This is a genomic window from Xylanibacter sp. (assembly GCF_057607445.1).
In genome coordinates this window covers 28,423-46,850 of record NZ_DBLZAX010000021.1, presented here as the reverse complement: position 1 = coordinate 46,850, position 18,428 = coordinate 28,423, and the positions used below count along the sequence as shown (strand labels likewise).

General features: G+C 41.2%; 15 protein-coding genes and 3 tRNA genes. 12 read left to right on the top strand and 6 right to left on the bottom strand.

From position 1 onward, the window contains the following. The first annotated feature begins 97 nt into the window (after positions 1 to 97). The 6 genes from ACZMIG_RS13350 (at position 98) to ACZMIG_RS13325 (ending at position 8,168) form a co-directional block, all read left to right on the top strand. Entirely contained in the window at positions 98 to 2,539 is a 2,442-nt protein-coding gene (locus ACZMIG_RS13350) for an FtsK/SpoIIIE family DNA translocase (RefSeq protein WP_487889687.1), read from the top strand. Between the two features lie 47 nt (positions 2,540 to 2,586). Continuing rightward, positions 2,587 to 3,189 (top strand): outer membrane lipoprotein periplasmic chaperone LolA1, encoded by a 603-nt coding sequence (lolA1, locus tag ACZMIG_RS13345; protein ID WP_021854882.1) that lies wholly within the window; start codon positions 2,587 to 2,589, stop codon positions 3,187 to 3,189. Between the two features lie 752 nt (positions 3,190 to 3,941). Next, positions 3,942 to 4,310 carry a subtilase gene (locus tag ACZMIG_RS13340; RefSeq protein ID WP_487889686.1) on the top strand — a complete coding sequence of 123 codons (369 nt, stop codon included), beginning with the start codon at positions 3,942 to 3,944 and terminating at the stop codon, positions 4,308 to 4,310. 34 nt (positions 4,311 to 4,344) lie between these two features. Beyond that, the gene (locus ACZMIG_RS13335; RefSeq protein ID WP_487889685.1) at positions 4,345 to 7,137 is read left to right on the top strand and encodes a pectate lyase family protein; all 2,793 of its coding nucleotides are present in this window, start codon (positions 4,345 to 4,347) and stop codon (positions 7,135 to 7,137) included. A 494-nt stretch (positions 7,138 to 7,631) separates the two neighbouring features. After that, positions 7,632 to 7,778 (top strand): type II toxin-antitoxin system HigB family toxin, encoded by a 147-nt coding sequence (locus ACZMIG_RS13330; RefSeq protein WP_443732751.1) that lies wholly within the window; start codon positions 7,632 to 7,634, stop codon positions 7,776 to 7,778. Positions 7,779 to 7,802: 24 nt separating this feature from the next. Continuing rightward, positions 7,803 to 8,168 carry a helix-turn-helix domain-containing protein gene (locus ACZMIG_RS13325; RefSeq protein WP_418874848.1) on the top strand — a complete coding sequence of 122 codons (366 nt, stop codon included), beginning with the start codon at positions 7,803 to 7,805 and terminating at the stop codon, positions 8,166 to 8,168. 269 nt (positions 8,169 to 8,437) lie between these two features. On the opposite strand, the gene ACZMIG_RS13320 is transcribed toward ACZMIG_RS13325, so the two are convergent. From ACZMIG_RS13320 to yihA, 4 genes are all read right to left on the bottom strand, one after another. Further along, positions 8,438 to 8,512 (bottom strand) — tRNA-Arg (locus tag ACZMIG_RS13320). Between the two features lie 93 nt (positions 8,513 to 8,605). Next, positions 8,606 to 10,621 carry a transcription termination factor Rho gene (gene rho, locus ACZMIG_RS13315; RefSeq protein WP_302953309.1) on the bottom strand — a complete coding sequence of 672 codons (2,016 nt, stop codon included), beginning with the start codon at positions 10,619 to 10,621 and terminating at the stop codon, positions 8,606 to 8,608. Between the two features lie 156 nt (positions 10,622 to 10,777). After that, the gene (locus ACZMIG_RS13310) at positions 10,778 to 12,556 is read right to left on the bottom strand and encodes an ABC-F family ATP-binding cassette domain-containing protein (RefSeq protein WP_418874849.1); all 1,779 of its coding nucleotides are present in this window, start codon (positions 12,554 to 12,556) and stop codon (positions 10,778 to 10,780) included. 26 nt (positions 12,557 to 12,582) lie between these two features. Beyond that, complete coding sequence (gene yihA / locus ACZMIG_RS13305) at positions 12,583 to 13,185, bottom strand: ribosome biogenesis GTP-binding protein YihA/YsxC (RefSeq protein WP_053399087.1); 603 nt, start codon at positions 13,183 to 13,185, stop codon at positions 12,583 to 12,585. A 781-nt stretch (positions 13,186 to 13,966) separates the two neighbouring features. Here yihA and recR point away from each other — a divergent pair. From recR to ACZMIG_RS13275, 6 genes are all read left to right on the top strand, one after another. Further along, complete coding sequence (gene recR / locus ACZMIG_RS13300) at positions 13,967 to 14,584, top strand: recombination mediator RecR (RefSeq protein ID WP_021855723.1); 618 nt, start codon at positions 13,967 to 13,969, stop codon at positions 14,582 to 14,584. Between the two features lie 54 nt (positions 14,585 to 14,638). Next, positions 14,639 to 15,064: a hypothetical protein gene (locus ACZMIG_RS13295; RefSeq protein ID WP_053399086.1), complete on the top strand. Its 426-nt coding sequence runs from the start codon at positions 14,639 to 14,641 to the stop codon at positions 15,062 to 15,064. Further along, positions 15,061 to 16,257, top strand: a complete 1,197-nt coding sequence (locus ACZMIG_RS13290; RefSeq protein WP_021855721.1) for a glycosyltransferase family 2 protein — start codon at positions 15,061 to 15,063, stop codon at positions 16,255 to 16,257. Before ACZMIG_RS13295 ends, ACZMIG_RS13290 begins: the two co-directional genes overlap by 4 nt. Continuing rightward, positions 16,257 to 16,772, top strand: coding sequence for a GNAT family N-acetyltransferase (locus tag ACZMIG_RS13285; RefSeq protein WP_021855720.1), 516 nt, complete (start codon positions 16,257 to 16,259; stop codon positions 16,770 to 16,772). The genes ACZMIG_RS13290 and ACZMIG_RS13285 overlap by 1 nt, the downstream gene beginning before the upstream one ends. A gap of 74 nt (positions 16,773 to 16,846) precedes the next feature. After that, positions 16,847 to 16,920, top strand: a tRNA-Asp gene (locus tag ACZMIG_RS13280). A gap of 29 nt (positions 16,921 to 16,949) precedes the next feature. After that, a tRNA-Asp gene (locus ACZMIG_RS13275) sits at positions 16,950 to 17,026 on the top strand. A 101-nt stretch (positions 17,027 to 17,127) separates the two neighbouring features. Here ACZMIG_RS13275 and ACZMIG_RS13270 read toward each other — a convergent pair. Together ACZMIG_RS13270 and ACZMIG_RS13265 are read right to left on the bottom strand one after the other, a co-directional pair. Then, positions 17,128 to 17,628, bottom strand: a complete 501-nt coding sequence (locus ACZMIG_RS13270) for an HXXEE domain-containing protein (RefSeq protein ID WP_302023958.1) — start codon at positions 17,626 to 17,628, stop codon at positions 17,128 to 17,130. A 1-nt stretch (position 17,629) separates the two neighbouring features. Then, positions 17,630 to 18,127 carry a GNAT family N-acetyltransferase gene (locus ACZMIG_RS13265; RefSeq protein WP_486997768.1) on the bottom strand — a complete coding sequence of 166 codons (498 nt, stop codon included), beginning with the start codon at positions 18,125 to 18,127 and terminating at the stop codon, positions 17,630 to 17,632. Positions 18,128 to 18,428 lie beyond the last annotated feature (301 nt).

Genomic DNA, 18,428 nt, shown 5'->3' with positions numbered 1-18,428 from the left:
AAATTACAGTTTGCAAAAATATAAAAAAAAGGTGATTTTATAGCTTGATTTGGCAATTTTCAATTACTTTTGCAAATAAAATATTCTAAATACACTGATGGCTAAGAAAAAAAATACGAACACGAACAAATCATTAAGTGAGGTAGTAGGATTTAAAAATATTTTTCAAAATGACTTTATTAATTTTACGGTAGGAATCATTCTGATATTTTTATCCATTTACATAATCATAGCATTTATATCCTTCTTTTCTACAGGCCAAAACGACCAAAGCTTGGTATTGGATTTAAGGCCAGGAGAGATATTTAATTCAAACAGGGCATTTCAGAACAGCTGCGGCCCGTTCGGAGCATTCGTTTCATATTTCTTTATTTCAAGATGCTTTGGTCTTTCAGCCTTTATTGTTCCGGTATTCATGGGCATGGCAGGACTGAAACTTGTACGTGCATATAACTTCAACCTGATTAAATGTTTCTTTTGCCTTTGCATATCTATGCTATGGCTTTCCATAACATTTGCAGAAATATTGACACCTATCATGGGAAGCCAGGTGTTTAATCCCGGAGGCGACCACGGCCAGTTCTGCAGTCAATGGATAGAAAATCTTGTAGGAGCGCCTGGACTGACAGCCATCCTCCTTTTAACGGCTATCATATTCCTTACTTACCTAAGTAAAGAAACCATCACGGTTGTACGAAAGATTCTGAATCCCGTGAACAGCATATCAAACAAAGTGAAATTCGACATCACCAACAATCAGGGAAAAGCCAATAAGTCTAAACCTATTGAAACCCTTGAAGACCCTACTGTATTTGACGATCCGCAGACACAAAGGGTTGAATTTGGTGACAACGGAGAAGCTGTAATAAAACAAGAAGAGCAAGCAGAAGAAACCAAGGTTGAGACAGCTAAAGAAATAAAACAAGCTCCAAGCACTAACGACCTCAAGATAATTATACCCGAGAAAGAGAACCTGGCAGACTCGAAAGACGTATCTGGCAGCAGCAATATCAATACGCCCATCAATCCGAAAGAGCCTTGGACGAAGTATAAATATCCGACGCTCGATTTGCTGAAGAAATACGAGAATGACGGCAAGCCGTACATCGACATGAAGGAACAGACGGCTAATAAAAACCGTATTGTTGAGGTGCTGAACAATTTCGGAGTACAGATAAAGACCATCACGGCTACGGTTGGTCCTACAATCACATTGTATGAGATAACCCCTGCCGAAGGCGTAAAGATATCAAAGATAAGAAACCTTGAAGACGACATCGCCTTGAGCCTTGCCGCGCTCGGCATACGTATCATAGCGCCTATACCAGGCAAAGGCACGGTCGGAATAGAGGTGCCTAACGCACAGAAGAACATTGTCTCTATGGAAAGCATATTAAATTCAAAACGCTTTCAAGAGACAACCATGGACTTGCCTATTGCCATAGGAAAGACCATAACCAACGAGGTATTTATGGCAGACCTTACAAAACTGCCCCACTTGCTGGTTGCCGGTGCTACCGGACAGGGTAAATCAGTTGGACTAAATGCCATAATTACTTCATTGCTATATAAGAAACATCCGAACGAATTGAAATTTGTGCTGATAGACCCTAAAAAGGTTGAGTTCAGCATGTACATGCCTATTGCAGACCATTTCATGGCAAAAATTCCTGATGACAATGAAGATGCAATAATAACTGACGTCACCAAGGTTATACGCACACTGAACAGCCTGTGCAAGCTCATGGACTACAGGTATGACATGCTTAAACTTGCCGGTGCAAAGAACATTAAAGAATATAACAAAAAGTATGTCAACCACCAGCTGCGACTTACAGACGGTCATGAATACATGCCATATATCGTTGTTATTATCGACGAGTTCGGAGACCTAATCATGACTGCCGGCAAAGAAATAGAAATGCCTATTGCACGTATTGCACAGCTTGCACGTGCGGTCGGCATACACATGGTGATTGCAACACAACGCCCGACAACATCTATCATCACAGGAAACATCAAGGCTAACTTCCCTGGCAGAATGGCTTTCAGAGTAAGTTCGATGATTGACTCGCGTACAATACTTGACCGTCCTGGAGCCAATCAGCTCATTGGACGAGGCGACTTGTTGTTCCTCAACGGAAACGAGCCTGTCAGAGTGCAGTGCGCATTTGTAGACACACCTGAAATAGAAAGAATAAATGAATACATCAAACAGCAGCCAGGTCCGATAGAGCCGATGGAACTGCCAGAGCCAACCACAGACGAAGGTTCAGACTCAGGCAAAGGCGGATCGCTTGAAATGCACAGTCTTGACCCTCTGTTTGAAGAAGCAGCACGTACAATAGTGTTAAGCCAGCAAGGCTCAACCAGCATGATTCAGCGCCGTTTCTCAATCGGATATAACCGTGCGGGCAGACTGATGGACCAGATGGAAAAAGCCGGAATCGTTGGTGCGGCACAAGGCAGCAAACCACGTGAAGTATTGATACAGGACGAGAACAGTCTTGAAAATCTTCTGTCTGCATTACGAAAATAGTATTTGAACATTAATTTAGAATAACAATTCAAACAGGAAGCACAATTATGAAAAAGTTTTGTTTGCTAATACTTTTGTTTACATTGGCAGTTGGCATGCATGCACAAAATGCAGCGCAAGCACGAAAGATACTCGACAAGACTGCAGCCGTAGTAGGACGCAAAAGCGGAGCAAGTGCCAACTTCACCATAAGCGGAAAATACGGAAATACGTCCGGCACTATTGCGATAAAAGGAAACAAATTTAATGCACGTACTTCACAGGCCATTGTATGGTATGACGGAAAGACACAGTGGACATACATGAAAAAGAATCAGGAGGTAAATATAAGCACGCCTACTGAAGCACAGCAGCAATCTATGAATCCATATAAATTCATCAATATCTATAAAAACGGATTCAATCTCGGCATGAAAAACGTTGCAGGCGGATGGCAAATACATCTTTACGCACAAAACCAAAAACGGACAATAAAAGAAATGTATATAACGATAAACAAGAATTATTATCCGCAAACAATAAAGATGCGTCAGAGCAACGGATGGACGACAATAAAAGTTTCAAACTTTAAAGCAAAAAATATCAGTGACGCCACATTCCGTTTCAATTCAAAAGATTTTCCTAACGCTGAAATAATTGACCTAAGATAGGAAAAGTTATTTACCATAACAGGAATAAATCAAAGTTCTGAAAGATATCAGCTTAAAAAGAATTTAAGAATAATCATAATCCGGCAGTGTTTTTATTGGAGTTGATAAAACACTGCCGGATTTCATTTTGCATTATCAACATACAATCCTTAATAAAACTCGTATACAAGATTAATCCACACACAGCGTTCTAACTAGATGTTTTTAAGTACGATATTGTCTTCTTTACATGCACTCGGATAGCTTTCTGCCCCAGAAAATATAAAGTCCATAAAATCCGTAACAAATCCGCCCCATTTTATTTCACATTAAACATCTGCCGCGCCCTATCAGCAATTACATTAAACAAACGACGGCTATTTTCTTTCAAACTGTTAATGGCTGAGTTACGCCTCGTAACTCGGCCACTTTTGCATCAAAAGTCACTGCTTTTTTATGCGTAAATCATTGACTTTTTCATTATAATATTATCACCTGCATTTTAGCTGGCATAGCTGACTATATTTATGAGAAACAGATGGCAAGATGACATAGGATAACAAATGATGGGTAAAAGTATCTATTTACTAACAGAATTAATACACAAGCCTGATGCCTGATTTGGGCATAAAGACCTAAAGAAAATGAGTATGCATAAAATACGTAAATTAATAATAAAAAATCATATTTTTAAGTTATATAGTCTATATTTAAAGGATTTAATATTTATATTTGTCGAGGAATAATCTACAAACTATTTAAAAACTTAAATAATGAAAAGGAAAACATTTTTATGTATGTTCCTGATGACATTATTGTCAGGAGGAACAATGTATGCAGAAACAGAACAAACCGTTATAATAAACGGAACTGAAATCGACAAATTCGTAAGCAATCTGACTTTCAATGGGAACAACGTAACACTTCAATTTGACGACAACACTTCACTGACAGAAGACATGTCGAAGGTCAGCATCTCCTTAAGCTATGAAAACACAACCGGAATAACAAATATTACATCTATGGACAATTCCGGAAAGTCAAAAGTCTACAACCTTAACGGACAATACATGGGCAAAGATGCCAATGCCCTTAACAAAGGCGTGTATATTATTAATGGAAAAAAGACAGTCATAAAATAATTTTATCATGAAAGACATATACTCAAAAATAATTATGGCATTCCTAATATGCCTTATGCCATTTTTTACTACTGATGCAGTTGCTCAGACATGGGACTTTCAAGAGGAAGGTGTAAGCAGTACAGACAGGACAAATCTGTCTGCCGATACTGAAAACTGGACATATGATGCCACAAATGACAGATATTCGAACAATAAGGCATTAAACTCTGAAACATTAAAAGCTAACGGCACAGAACTGATATTTACACAGAATATCATATTCACGGCTGAAACATCAGATGCCATTCGAGTGGATATAAAGAAACAATGCCTTACATTGAATAAAGTGTCAACAATAACGATAGACAACCTTGAAAAAGGCTCTAAGATAACTGTTAAATGCAAGACAAGTTCAAAAACAGAAAAAAGAGGACTCAATGTGACAAACATTACTCCTGAGTCAGGATTTTTTAACAGCACAAGTCTTGACGATCAGGTAAACATAGGCACTGTTACCGAAGACGGAAGCATAACGCTGACAAACACAGGAGGACTTTACATATATATGATATCTGTTGAAAAAGAAGGCGAAGGAACAACGCCTGAACCGACAACAGACCACTCCGTAAGCCTCAACAGCCAAAATAATCAAATGCGACTGACACTGACCAGCAACGACATTAAATATTATAATACAGATGAAGTAAAAGTCAGTATAGACAGAGCCAACGGCATAGTAAACGTCAGCCCTGTAAACGGGACATGGACAGACGCATACACAAAGACTGTAAAAAATATCAGCTTTGCAAAAGCAGAAGACAGCGGCAGCGAAGGCGACATTGACAATCCGGAAGGAAAGGTAAAGATTCTTGAGTCAAAAGGATGGCACGAATCAGCCTTCGTAAAATGGGAGCCGTTTGCAGATGCTTCGTCTTACATAGTGTACGTAAAAGGTGGACAATACGAAGAATATACAAAACTTGACGACCAGCTGGTACGCAACTATGGAACATACGGACGGGCAGATGCTACAGGCTTAATTGCTGCAGACAATTATTCATTTAAGATTGTTCCGGTAATTGAAGAAAAAGAACAAGATGATGCAGCTAACGAAGTTACCGGAATAAAGGTAATAAACTATAAACGTGAAGGTTTCTGTTTCCTCAATGGCAATACGCCGGGAGCATATAATGCCGACGGTACGCTAAAAGCCAACGCACGCGTAATATACGTTACGGCAAATACAGCAAAGACTGTAACATGTCCTGTTATTGGTGATAAGGAACAGACTTATACGGGACTGCAGGCAATACTCAACGCATACCAAAAAGGAAAAGAGACACGTCCGCTGTGCGTAAGAATCATCGGCATGATCAAAAACACCGACATGGATGCACTGTTAAGCAACGAAGGACTTCAAATAAAAGGAAAGAACAATTCTGTTGAAATGAATATAACAATAGAAGGCATAGGTGAAGACGCAACAATAAACGGCTTCGGATTTCTTCTGCGCAATGCCGTAAACGTAGAGCTGCGCAACTTCGGCATATTAAACTTCATGGATGATGGTGTTTCGTTGGATACGGACAACAAATACTGCTGGATACACAATCTGGACTTATTCTATGGTCAGGCCGGAGGAGATTCAGACCAGGCTAAAGGCGACGGCACTATCGACATCAAAGGCGACTCTCAGTATATAACCGTATCAAGCAACCATTTCTTCGACAGCGGAAAATCGTCATTATGCGGAATGACAAGCGAGAGCGGACCAAACTATATAAGCTACAACAACAACTGGTTTGACCACTGCGACTCACGTATGCCGCGTATCCGCACGATGTCTGTACATGTATGGAACAACTACTTCGACGGTATTTCCAAATATGGCGTAGGTGCAACATCCGGCTCAAATGTATTTGTAGAAAGCAACTATTTCAGAGCAACAAAATGTCCGATGCTCATATCCAAACAAGGATCAGACATTTCATCTGACCCTAAAGGCACATTCTCTGGCGAAGATGGTGGTATGATAAAGTCATTCGGCAACATCATAACAGAAAAGACACAATATTATAAATATGTAACATACCAGGAAGACAATGTACAATTTGATGCATACGAAGCCAAAACTAGAGACGAGCAAGTGCCGCAGGACATAAAGACCTTGCAGGGTGCAACTTCTTATAACAACTTCGATACCGATGCATCATTGATGTATGACTATGAACCGGTAGAAGCAGCAAATGTACCGTCAGAGGTCACAGGCTGGTATGGTGCAGGAAGAATGAATCACGGAGATTTCAAGTGGACCTTCAATAACAGCATCGACGATACAGACTATAACGTCAATAAAGAACTGAAAGAAGCTGTTACAAACTACAAGTCATCACTTATCGGCATCTTTGGAGACGAAAATGCTTCTAGCGGTGAAACAGGCGGAGGTGAAACAGGTGGAGAACCGGGTGACACAGAAACACCTGTTGAGGGTGAAATAATCTGTGACTTTACAAACGGCACTCCGTCTAACAGCGCCATTACAATGACCGGAACAAAAGAAAATTACAGAAAAGAAGATACTATAATAGATGGTGTTACATATACAAACAGCCTTAAGATGGAGTCAGGCACAGAGATATCATTCTCTACAACTGAAAAGATGACCCTTACAATATACTTTGGCTCGAGCAGCACTAAATACAACATAAAAGTTGACGATGTTAAAATTGAAGGCGACAGCTCTTCTAAGAGCCTGACGACCACAATAGAGCAAGGAAGCCACAAAATAACAAAGGCCGACAGCTGCACTGTAGCCCTAATAAAATTAACGCCTATTGCTGAATAAAGCCTAAACTTGATTTTTAATTATAACGTGAAATCTGATTGACAATTAAATTCTATCTGAAGCGGACCTGACATAAATCAGGTCCGCTTTTATTTTATATGCCTCATAGGCCTATTAATCTTTACGTAATAACTTAATTTAAATTCTATCTCAAAAAATAATAGCTACAAAGACGGAAACAGACAATCATATTATAGGTATATCACGTGAAATAATATAACTAACTTATAAAAATCAAAAACATTTATTTTACAAAAAATATCTTTCTTGGTATTGTCATTCATATCCGATTATTTAGAATAAAATATTGAAAAAATAGAATTTTGTTATTACCTTTGCAATATGGTAATATTGTGAGTTAAGTGAAAATATTTAAATAATATGCTATAAAATAATACACAGAAACGTATCCTAATAAAAAAGGTTGCTTTAAAAGAATGTACTACAATAGTCACAAGGGAAGCGAATAGACTTGCTTTGCATATGTAAAAAAGATCAGCAATAGTATTGATTATGTATACAAACAACATTATGTTTTCAATATTAAAGGTAATAATTTAAGACCGATTGTAGCAATAATATTTACTAAAAATCTATTTATAATCACTTTATTGGCACTCATGCAGAATATGATAAAATAGTTGATTGCTCTAAAATTTAAAGATATGACAAAGATAGAAACAAAAGATCAATATGACAGGGCTGTACAAAGAGTTGAAGAGTTACTTCCACTGATAACAGACAAAACACCTCTCGATGACCCGAACAGTATAGAATTGGAACTACTTTCTAATCTTGTTGCAGAGTATTCGGAAAAACATTTTGCATTGAGAGCACCCTCACTTGCTGATGTTCTCAAATTCCATATGCATGAAATGGGGCTTACCCCAAAAACATTGGCTAAATTGATAGGTGTTACCCCTCCCCTTTTGAATGATTATATTTCCGGTAAATGCAAGCCCACATTGAAGATAGCCCGTGAAATTAGCCGGAAACTGAATGTTGATGTTAATATTGTTTTAGGTGTTTGATATGAGAACTGTTGAAGTCATTGTTGAACATGCATGAAACGACCTAAGTGCTTACATAAAACTTGAGGTGACAAAACATATTTATATCGAGGGTATATGGAAAGTTCAACAAAACATCTAATGTATACATTTTCATGGCAAAAAATAATGCCAAGACTTATAAGAAAGAAATGATGCAGTCTGTAAGTTGTATCATCAATCAATATAAACGCAAATAAGAACATCTATGATAAAAAGAAAAAGGAGCATCACATGATGCTCCTTTTCTGTGATTCCGTTGGGATTCGAACCCAAGACCCACGCCTTAGAAGGGCGTTGCTCTAATCCAACTGAGCTACGGAACCCCTAAATCGAGTGCAAAGGTACTCAAAATAATTCTTATAACAAAATTTTTTAGTAAAAACTTTTAAATAAGAATACAAGTACCTCTAAAATATTTATGAATTCATCGTTGCAAGGAACTCATCGTTATCATAAGTACGAGCCATACGATCATGAATTGTATTCATAGCCTCAATTGGCGTCATGTCAGAAATATACTTGCGTAAAATCCACATGCGGTCGAGAGTTGTCTTGTCCTGCAACAGATCATCACGTCGTGTACTTGAAGCAACAAGATTAACAGACGGGAATATTCTCTTGTTACTGAGGCTTCTATCCAACTGGAGTTCCATGTTACCAGTACCCTTGAACTCTTCGAAAATAACCTCATCCATCTTACTGCCTGTGTCAATCAATGCTGTTGCAACAATAGTGAGCGAACCTCCACCCTCTATATTACGTGCCGCACCAAAGAAACGTTTCGGCTTCTGCAGAGCATTAGCGTCAACACCACCGGTAAGCACCTTACCACTAGCTGGTGAAACCGTATTGTATGCACGTGCAAGACGTGTGATAGAATCAAGGAAGATCACCACATCATGACCACACTCAACCATACGCTTTGCCTTTTCCAATACAATACCGGCAATCTTTACATGACGTTCTGCCGGTTCATCAAACGTAGAGGCAATAACTTCTGCATTAACCGTACGCGCCATATCGGTAACTTCCTCTGGACGCTCATCAATAAGCAACATCATAAGATATGCTTCAGGATGATTTGCCGCAATTGCATTGGCTATGTCCTTCATAAGGATTGTCTTACCTGTCTTTGGCTGCGCAACGATAAGCGCTCTCTGTCCTTTACCGATCGGCGAGAACAAGTCAACAATACGAGTGCTGAGGTTTGTAGTTGAACGCTCACCGCACAAAGTAAACTTCTCATCCGGGAATAAAGGAGTAAGATGGTCAAACGGTATACGGTCGCGTACTTCAGCTGGATCACGGCCGTTAATCTTATCAATGCTTGTCAACGGGAAATACTTCTCTCCGTCATGCGGTGGACGCACGTGGCAATTTACCACATCGCCAGTCTTAAGTCCATAACGCTTAATCTGGGCTATAGAAACATAAATGTCATCAGGAGAAGAAAGATAATTATAGTCGCTCGAACGCAGGAATCCATAGCCATCAGGCATTATCTCAAGTACACCGTTGGCAGTGATAATATCCTCAAAATCAAATTGCGGTACACTTTCCGGCTCCATCTGAGGAGCATACATAACATTATTTAAGTCCATAGGACTTGTCGGATTGTCGAACATATCAAATCGCGGCACAGCCATCTGATCCTCAATCGGCAAGTCAACAATAGGAATAAAGTCTGTTCCGTCTCCGGGATCGCCTTCCCACACACCTGATGCAATAATCTCACGTTTCTCGTCAGCCACTTCGTTGTGTGCATTCACCTTGGCCTGCAACTGTGCTATAAGATCTGTTGAGTTGTCATTCTGAGTATCAGGAGCTTCTGCGGTTGCAAATTCAGCTTCAGGAACAATGGCCAAATCTGTTTCTTCCGGCATGTCATCACTTATTGCTTCAGGAATTTCGCTGACACCTTCAACAACATCCTCTGATATTGCTTCGGGAACTTCAGGCGCAGCCTCAACTACATTATCAACAACAGGCTGCAATGGCTCAGGCTGTTTTTCCGGTTCAACAGGCACAACATCTTCCACAACAGGAACTGCCTGCGGCTGCTCAACCTCAGCCACCGGTTCGGCAACAGCCTTGCTCTTAGCCCGAGAACGTGTCTTGGCGGGCGGAGTAACCGGTGCATCATTAAACAATGACGGAGTCTCAGCCTGAACTTTATTCTTTTTCAAGTCGAAGTTTTCGCCTTCCTTTCCGTTTACAGAATAAACACGGTCGGTGTCCTTCTTTACAATACGAACTCTGCGACGCTTCGTGCCAAGCGGGTTCTTGTTTCCTTCAATTTCGGCCTGCTTATCAAGGATCGAATATATTATTTCTTCCTGAGTTTCGCCAGACTTGATTTTAGCACCCACTTTCTCTGCTATCTCTTCAAGCTCGGAAATATCTTTAGATAATAATTCGTCTTTGCTATACATATTAGGTTTACGTATATAAGAAATTTATTGATTGTATTCGTTTCACGAGTGGAAACAAATTATGATTTTTTAAATTTAATGCAAAAGTAATAATTTATATTGATTAAAAGAAGTAACGGCTCTGAAGACTTATTCATTTTAACTTAATTTTAATATTTAAGATTCTATTTCTGAAAGCTCCAGCCACCGCATTTCCTTAAGGTCAAGTTCTTCCTTTATCAACGGCAGACGCTTACTTTTTTCAGTCAGTTCGCCTACCGGCAGCTTACCGCTGCAAAGCTGCTCTTCTATTTCCTTCTGCTCTTTTTCCAGTTCGGCTATTTCTTTCTCAAGCTGAGCAAACTCCATCTTTTCTTTATACGACATCTTGCGGCGCTCCTGATGCCGTTTTTCTCTTGGACGACTGTCTTTTTTAGCCGCCGTTTCTTCGTCACGGCTCTTAAGCGAACACCATTCGCGATACTGTGTGTAGTTTCCGGGGAAATCGTTTACTACGCCATTGCCTTTGAACACAAGCAAATGGTCTACCACTTTATCCATGAAATAACGGTCGTGACTTACGATTATGACACAGCCGGGGAAGTCGGCCAGATACTCTTCAAATATCTGCAGAGTCTGTATGTCAAGGTCATTTGTCGGCTCATCAAGCACCAGGAAGTTCGGATTTTTCATCAGCACTGTACACAGATACAGCTTGCGCTTCTCGCCTCCGCTCAACTTATACACATAATTGTGCTGCTGTTCGGGAGTAAACAAGAAATGCTGCAGGAACTGTGATGCCGACAGATGCTTTCCGCCTCCCATGTCGATATAGTCGGCAATGTCGGTTATCACGTCGAGCACTTTCTTTTGTTCATCAAAGACCATGCCTTCCTGAGAGAAATATCCGAAACGTACGGTCGAGCCGATGTCAAAACGGCCGCTGTCAAGCTTCTCTTGTCCCAACAGCAACTTCAGGAATGTTGTCTTGCCTGTGCCGTTGTTGCCAACAATACCCATTTTCTCAAAACGGGCAAAATTATAGTAAAAGTCTTTGAGAATAACCTTATCCGGCGACCAGCTCTTGGAGATATACTGGCACTCAAATATCTTGCTTCCGATATAGACGTTTCTGACTTTAAGCCTTACCTGGCGGTCCTCAATCCTCTGCTTGGCCACTTTCTCAAGTTCATAGAATGCGTCCTCTCTGTATCTTGCCTTATGGCCTCGTGCCTGGGGCATTCTGCGCATCCAGTCGAGTTCCTTTCTGTACAGGTTGTTTGCACGTGCTATTTCGGCGCGCGTGTTGTCTATGCGCTCCTGACGTTTCTCGAGATAATAGCTGTAGTTGCCGCGATAGGTGTATATTTTCTTGTCGTCAAGTTCCAATATCACCGAGCATACCTTGTCGAGGAAAAACCTGTCGTGGGTAACCATGAGTAAGGTTTTGTTGCCACGGGCAAAGAAGCCTTCCAGCCATTCTATCATGTCGAGGTCAAGATGGTTGGTTGGCTCATCCAGGATAAACATGTCCGGGTCGGTCAGCAATACGTTTGCCAGTGCCACACGGCGCTGCTGTCCTCCGCTCAGAGTGCCCATCTTCTTGTCAAGGTCATCTATCTTAAGCTGTGTAAGTATCTGCTTCGCACGCAGAATCTTCGCCTCATCTCCTTTATGATTAAAGCATGCATCCAGCACAGTGTCGTCGGGATCAAACTTGGGCGACTGTTCCAAATAGCCAATCTTAAGCTCGCGTCTGAAGATAATATTGCCCGAATCGTAGCCTTCGCGCCCTGTCAATATGGAGAGCAGCGTCGACTTGCCCGTGCCGTTCTTAGCAACAAGACCTATTTTCTGTCCTTCGGCAACACTGAACGATATGTCCTGAAACAGGACATGGGCTCCAAACGATTTAGTAAGATTCTGTATGTCAAGATAAGGTAACTGACCGGCCATTTCTGTCTTTATTTATTATTTACGCCTTACTGTTTAAGCGTTTTATTTATATTTTCGATATAATCAAGAATTTCGTCGCGTCCGCGCTTTGTCTCGCTGCTCGATATGAAATAAGGAGGAAGCTCATCCCAAGTTTCCTTCAGCTTGTCCATATATGCGGCTGCCGTAGGCGCCACCTTAGACGAGCTAAGCTTATCGGCCTTTGTGAACACTATCGAGAACGGTATGCTGCTCTGCCCGAGCCAGTTGATAAAGTCTATGTCGATAGCCTGCGGCTCGTGTCTGATGTCTATCAGCACAAACACGTTTACGAGCTGCTCGCGCTGCAGGATGTAAGACGTTATCATCTGCTCCAACTTCTGCTGAACCGTCTTTGAGCGCTTGGCAAATCCATAGCCGGGAAGGTCTACCAGATACCACTCATTATTTATAATAAAGTGGTTGATAAGCAGAGTCTTGCCCGGGGTGGCCGATGTCTTTGCAAGATTTTTGTGGTTGCAGAGCATGTTGATAAGGCTTGATTTGCCAACATTGCTTCGTCCGATAAACGCATACTCAGGCTTTGTGTCTTTAGGACAAAGCTGTATGTTAGGACTGCTCACTGAAAATTCTGATTTTGTTATTATCATTTAGTCGTCGATAAATTTATGAAAAACCTTTGCAAAGGTAATAAAAATATCAGAAAAATACAACCGCCGGCACAATGTTATATATAAGCAACGGATAAAATCTGCAGACAATACCCTGCATGCACCCAGGCACAATGACGACGGCGCATACGCGAAAACGCACCCGGACCGGCATGTGTGCAATAAAAATTCATGACAAATTATTTTTCAGAAACAGACAATCACAAATGCAAAAATGGCATACAGAGATGACAAAACAGGGGATATTTTACACAAGAAAAGCCAACTTGCAGTCATAAAACAGCCAATATCGCCGCTGAAACACACTTAAATGCGATGCGAAACACACTGAATTACGAATCAAAAAGCATGCTTTTACGACCTAAAAGGACACATATCAGCAGTCAGAAAGTGGCATGCGTGACTACAATAGCACATAACACGCTGGCTTACAATTAATTACGCAAAAGCCACTATTTTTCGATTAAAACACAGCAAAACAGTCAAGCTGCTAATACGGAGGCTGCCTGAGAGGCTTAAAAATCTGCATTTTGTAAAGAAATAAGAAAGTGTGCATTCTTCATATACGATACACTCTTCATGCCTGACATCAATAGTCGATATGCAGAAGACATTAATAATGCGCAAAACAGGCTGCCACAGCGCACAAAACAGCAGCCACGCAACCCGCAAAAGACATTCAAAGGAAAATAAAAATAAATTTGTTTTGAATTTTACTACTATTGAAGTAACTTTGCCGACAAAAACATTTTAGCAAAGTATGACCCAACAATATCCGTCGGCATTGCTCGAAAAGGCAGTGGCAGAATTTTCAAGCCTGCCCGGCATAGGACAGAAAACAGCCCTAAGGCTGGTGCTGTTTCTGCTGAGACAGGACAAGGACAAGGTGGAAAGGTTTGCCCAGACCATAAGCGAAATGAGGCATAAGATAAAGCACTGCACCGTGTGCCACAACATAAGTGACACGGACGTCTGCCCTATCTGCTCCGACGCAAGGCGCGATGACACCACTGTGTGCGTGGTTGAAAACGTGCAAGACGTAATGGCCATCGAAAACACTCAGCAGTACAACGGGCTTTATCATGTACTCGGAGGCGTAATATCGCCCATGGATGGCATAGGTCCTAACGACATAGAGATAAGCTCGCTGGCAGAAAGAGTTGAGAGCGGAAAGATAAAAGAGGTGATTCTGGCGCTTAGCTCCACAATGGAAGGCGACACCACCAACTTCTACATCTACCGCAAACTGGCAAAATTCGACATACGCCTGAGCGTGATTGCACGCGGAATATCTGTGGGCGGCGAGCTGGAATACACCGATGAGGTTACGCTCGGACGCTCTATCATTAACCGGCAGCCGTTCGACGGCAGGCAATAGCAGATGACGCCACCTGCCGGAAAACTGCTTAAAGCGAAAATATTAACCAAGAAAATGAAAAGAACAAAAAACATACTCTCGGTAATCATGTACGTCAGCATAGCTTTGCTGCTGGCCATAACCGCAATATTTGAAACCGAGACGCTGCTGCCGGGAGACCTGACAGCAAGCAAGAACGCCGAATTTCTTACCGTGTCGCTAATGGAAGTCATTACAATATGCCTCATTCCTGCGTCACTGAGGCTGTTCAAGGTCAAGAAAATCAGCATGAAGCTACAGGCTGAGCCAGAGAAAGAGCTGCTCCGCTGGGGAAGCATACGCATGATGATGCTTTGTGTCCCGATGGTGGCCAACACCCTGCTCTATTACCTGTTCATGAACGTGGCATTCGGCTATATGGCAATTATCGGACTTATCTGTCTGATTTTCGTCAACCCTACAATGGCAAGATGCATATCTGAAACAAGCTACAAGAAATGAAACTTGCAATAATAATCGTCAGCTACAACGTAAGACACTATCTTCAGCAATGTCTCGACAGCTTATACAGAGCCGTTGAGGGCATCGACGCAGAAATATACGTAATCGACAATCATTCAAAAGACAACACCGTGAAGAAGCTTAAAGGCAAGAACCGCGGTGTGAAGTTTATTGCCTGCAATCACAATCATGGCTTTGCAAAAGCCAACAACATGGGCATAAGGCGCACAAAGAGCGAATACGTGCTGCTGCTGAACCCCGACACTATTGTTGGAGAAAACACCCTGAAAGAGTGCATCAGATTCATGGACGAACATGAGAATGCGGGCGGACTGGGCGTAAGAATGCTGAAATGCAACGGCAGCGACGCCATGGAGAGCCGGCGCGGTCTGCCGACACCGATGACCGCTTTCTACAAGATGTGCGGACTGTGTGCCAAATATCCCACACATAAGAAACTGGGAAAATACTACATGGGATATCTTCCGTGGGACGAACCGGCCAAGATTGAGATAATAAGCGGAGCCTTCATGATGATGAGGCGCACCGCACTTGACAAGGCAGGACTGCTCGACGAAGACTTCTTTATGTACGGTGAAGACATCGACCTGTCATACAGGCTGCTGAAGAGCGGCTTCGACAACTGGTATCTGCCAACAAAGATACTGCATTACAAAGGAGAAAGCACGCAGAAGTCATCGTTCAAATATGTACACGTGTTCTACGAGGCCATGCTCATCTTCTTCAAAAAGCACTATGGCCATCTCAGCATCTGGCTGAACATGCCAATAAAGGCTGCAATATATCTTAAAGCCACAACGGCTCTTATAAAGACTACGTCAGAGCATATACAGAAGACACTGGGATTCATGCCCGACAGAAGACGCAAGTCGCCACTCTACATATTTATTTCTACAAAAGAATCAATATCAAGATGCCGAAGCCTCGCCGACCGTAACGGCCTGGACGCACAATATATAGTAACGCAGACACCGGCAGACCCGGCTGCACATGCCGAAGCCGTAAAAAACATCAGTTGCAAGACGCCCGTATATCTTGTTTATGACACAGGCTTATGCAGATATGAAGACATTCTTAATCTATTCTCTAAAAACAGCAAGCCCAATGTAAAAATCGGCACATACAGTCCGAGATTCAACATAATAATAACAGACAACGAGATAATAGCCTGATGACAGACATTCTACCGACAATACATCTCAGGGCGATAGAGCCGGAAGACCTCGACGTGTTGTATACCATCGAGAACGACACTAAGGTTTGGAACGTTAGCACAACGAACGTGCCATACTCAAGGTACGTGCTATATGACTACGTCGCAAATGCAAAAAACGACATTTACGCCGATAAGCAGGTGAGGATGATGATAGAAGACGAACATCATAACGTTGTGGGAATAGTTGACATAATAAACTTCGACCCTAAGAACATGAGAGCAGAGGTAGGCATAGTAATAAAACAAGACTACAGAAACAAAGGCTATGCCCTGGCCACTATAACAAGAATAAAAGCTTACGCCGCAAACATCCTACACCTGCATCAGCTTTATGCGTGCATAAACAAGGATAACGAGAGGTCGTTAGCCCTGTTTGAGAAGAGTGGATTCATAAAGTCAAATGAGCTGAAAGACTGGCTCTTCGATGGCAAAAAATACCATAATGCACTGCTAATGCAACTTTTTTTGTAAAAAATCGCCAAAAAGTTTGGTAGATAAAAAAAATATTCATACCTTTGCAACCGCAATTGAGACAGATACCTAATGGTGCGTTAGTTCAGCTGGTTAGAATGCCTGCCTGTCACGCAGGAGGTCACGGGTTCGAGTCCCGTACGCACCGCTCTCAAAAGAGTGGTATTCTCATCTCAGGGTGCGTTAGTTCAGCTGGTTAGAATGCCTGCCTGTCACGCAGGAGGTCACGGGTTCGAGTCCCGTACGCACCGCCAGAAAACATATAAGTCCGCAATCAAGATTGTGGACTTTTTTATTTATTATCACTCATTATATATCATGCGAACGGATCACCCGATAAATATAGAGCACATTATCATTGGCTATGTCTTTTTACAATCATATGCATTACAATAAGATTTAGCACACATAAGATAATGCCTATAAACGCATAAACAAACATTTCGTACAAGGAAAAAAATGAATATGTTTTAATCATTGCCCAAAAACAATATGGCAAACAAAACGCTGTTGTAAAGATGGCAGGAATATATCCTTTCCACACAACGAACTGTATAAAATGTACTACAAGATGAATCGCAAATGCCGCCAGACAACAATACCATACAACAATCTTGCCGAAATAAAGACACATTAATGTACATAATGAAACAATAATAAATTCTTCAGCAGCAACAACTATAAACCTTCTGGTGGTCATTTGTTCCATCCACACAATAATATGTCCCAGATTTGAAAAACGCTCACGTAAAGCAGCCTGATTTTTATCCAACCATGAACGCACCATTATTATTTCCTCCAACTCATGCAGCAAAAAGAATAATGGCAATAACGATACTACAATAGAAACATCCATCTTATATTATTTTTCGCATCATAAAATTTGTCATAATCATACGATTGGCCTGAACACGCTGCTCACGCTCAACCTTATAACCATGGTGTTCAAAAAACGGACGGGCAGTAATACTCACCTCAGATGTCATTTCTTTTATTCCATGCTCCGATGCATAAGCTTCTATTTTCTGCAACAGAGCCGTTGCGATGCCCTGACGCTGGTAATCTTTATGCACAAACATTGAATGAAGATAGCCATCCCCTCTAAGGGCTGTAAAACCAAGCATCTGGCCTTCAACATCAGTAGCAACAATAAAATACAAAGTAGAAAGCAACTGTTCCCAACGTCCGTCGCTTTCACAGCACGACGCCCAGTCTGCCACTTCTTCTGCCGTATAGTCACGACGATTAACTGCCATAACAGTATTACAAAAAAGTTTTTTAAGCTCCTGTATGTCTTTCATCGTAGCAGTACGAAATTTACATTCTATTTTCATTGCATTATCATTATTTTTCATTACACAACTTAACACAAACAGATGTTTCTGTTATTATTACAGAAATACATCTAAGAACAAAGGTATAAAACTTATTCGTTATTCCGGCATTAAAGGACAAAATCAACAAATATATTTTATTTAGTTATAGCATATTTTTTAACGACATAACAAGAACAAAAAGAAAATTGTTGTTTACGGACAAATATATTCACCGACAGACATCTCATACAGACAAATTGGTATTCCATTAGTTTTCATAGCATCTGTAAACTGTTACATCGTCTCTTCCATCAAAAGTTTTCTCCATATCATCCATAAC

What these genes read in the sequence shown, in the direction of transcription:
- ACZMIG_RS13335 (WP_487889685.1), top strand. Translation starts at nt 4,345, where the DNA reads ATGGCATTCCTAATATGCCTTATGCCATTTTTTACTACTGATGCAGTT.
- recR (WP_021855723.1), top strand. Translation starts at nt 13,967, where the DNA reads ATGACCCAACAATATCCGTCGGCATTGCTCGAAAAGGCAGTGGCAGAA.
- lolA1 (WP_021854882.1), top strand. Translation starts at nt 2,587, where the DNA reads ATGAAAAAGTTTTGTTTGCTAATACTTTTGTTTACATTGGCAGTTGGC.
- ACZMIG_RS13285 (WP_021855720.1), top strand. Translation starts at nt 16,257, where the DNA reads ATGACAGACATTCTACCGACAATACATCTCAGGGCGATAGAGCCGGAA.
- ACZMIG_RS13270 (WP_302023958.1), bottom strand. Translation starts at nt 17,628, where the DNA reads ATGGATGTTTCTATTGTAGTATCGTTATTGCCATTATTCTTTTTGCTG.
- rho (WP_302953309.1), bottom strand. Translation starts at nt 10,621, where the DNA reads ATGTATAGCAAAGACGAATTATTATCTAAAGATATTTCCGAGCTTGAA.
- ACZMIG_RS13350 (WP_487889687.1), top strand. Translation starts at nt 98, where the DNA reads ATGGCTAAGAAAAAAAATACGAACACGAACAAATCATTAAGTGAGGTA.
- ACZMIG_RS13325 (WP_418874848.1), top strand. Translation starts at nt 7,803, where the DNA reads ATGACAAAGATAGAAACAAAAGATCAATATGACAGGGCTGTACAAAGA.
- ACZMIG_RS13310 (WP_418874849.1), bottom strand. Translation starts at nt 12,556, where the DNA reads ATGGCCGGTCAGTTACCTTATCTTGACATACAGAATCTTACTAAATCG.
- ACZMIG_RS13265 (WP_486997768.1), bottom strand. Translation starts at nt 18,127, where the DNA reads ATGAAAAATAATGATAATGCAATGAAAATAGAATGTAAATTTCGTACT.
- ACZMIG_RS13290 (WP_021855721.1), top strand. Translation starts at nt 15,061, where the DNA reads ATGAAACTTGCAATAATAATCGTCAGCTACAACGTAAGACACTATCTT.
- ACZMIG_RS13340 (WP_487889686.1), top strand. Translation starts at nt 3,942, where the DNA reads ATGAAAAGGAAAACATTTTTATGTATGTTCCTGATGACATTATTGTCA.
- ACZMIG_RS13295 (WP_053399086.1), top strand. Translation starts at nt 14,639, where the DNA reads ATGAAAAGAACAAAAAACATACTCTCGGTAATCATGTACGTCAGCATA.
- yihA (WP_053399087.1), bottom strand. Translation starts at nt 13,185, where the DNA reads ATGATAATAACAAAATCAGAATTTTCAGTGAGCAGTCCTAACATACAG.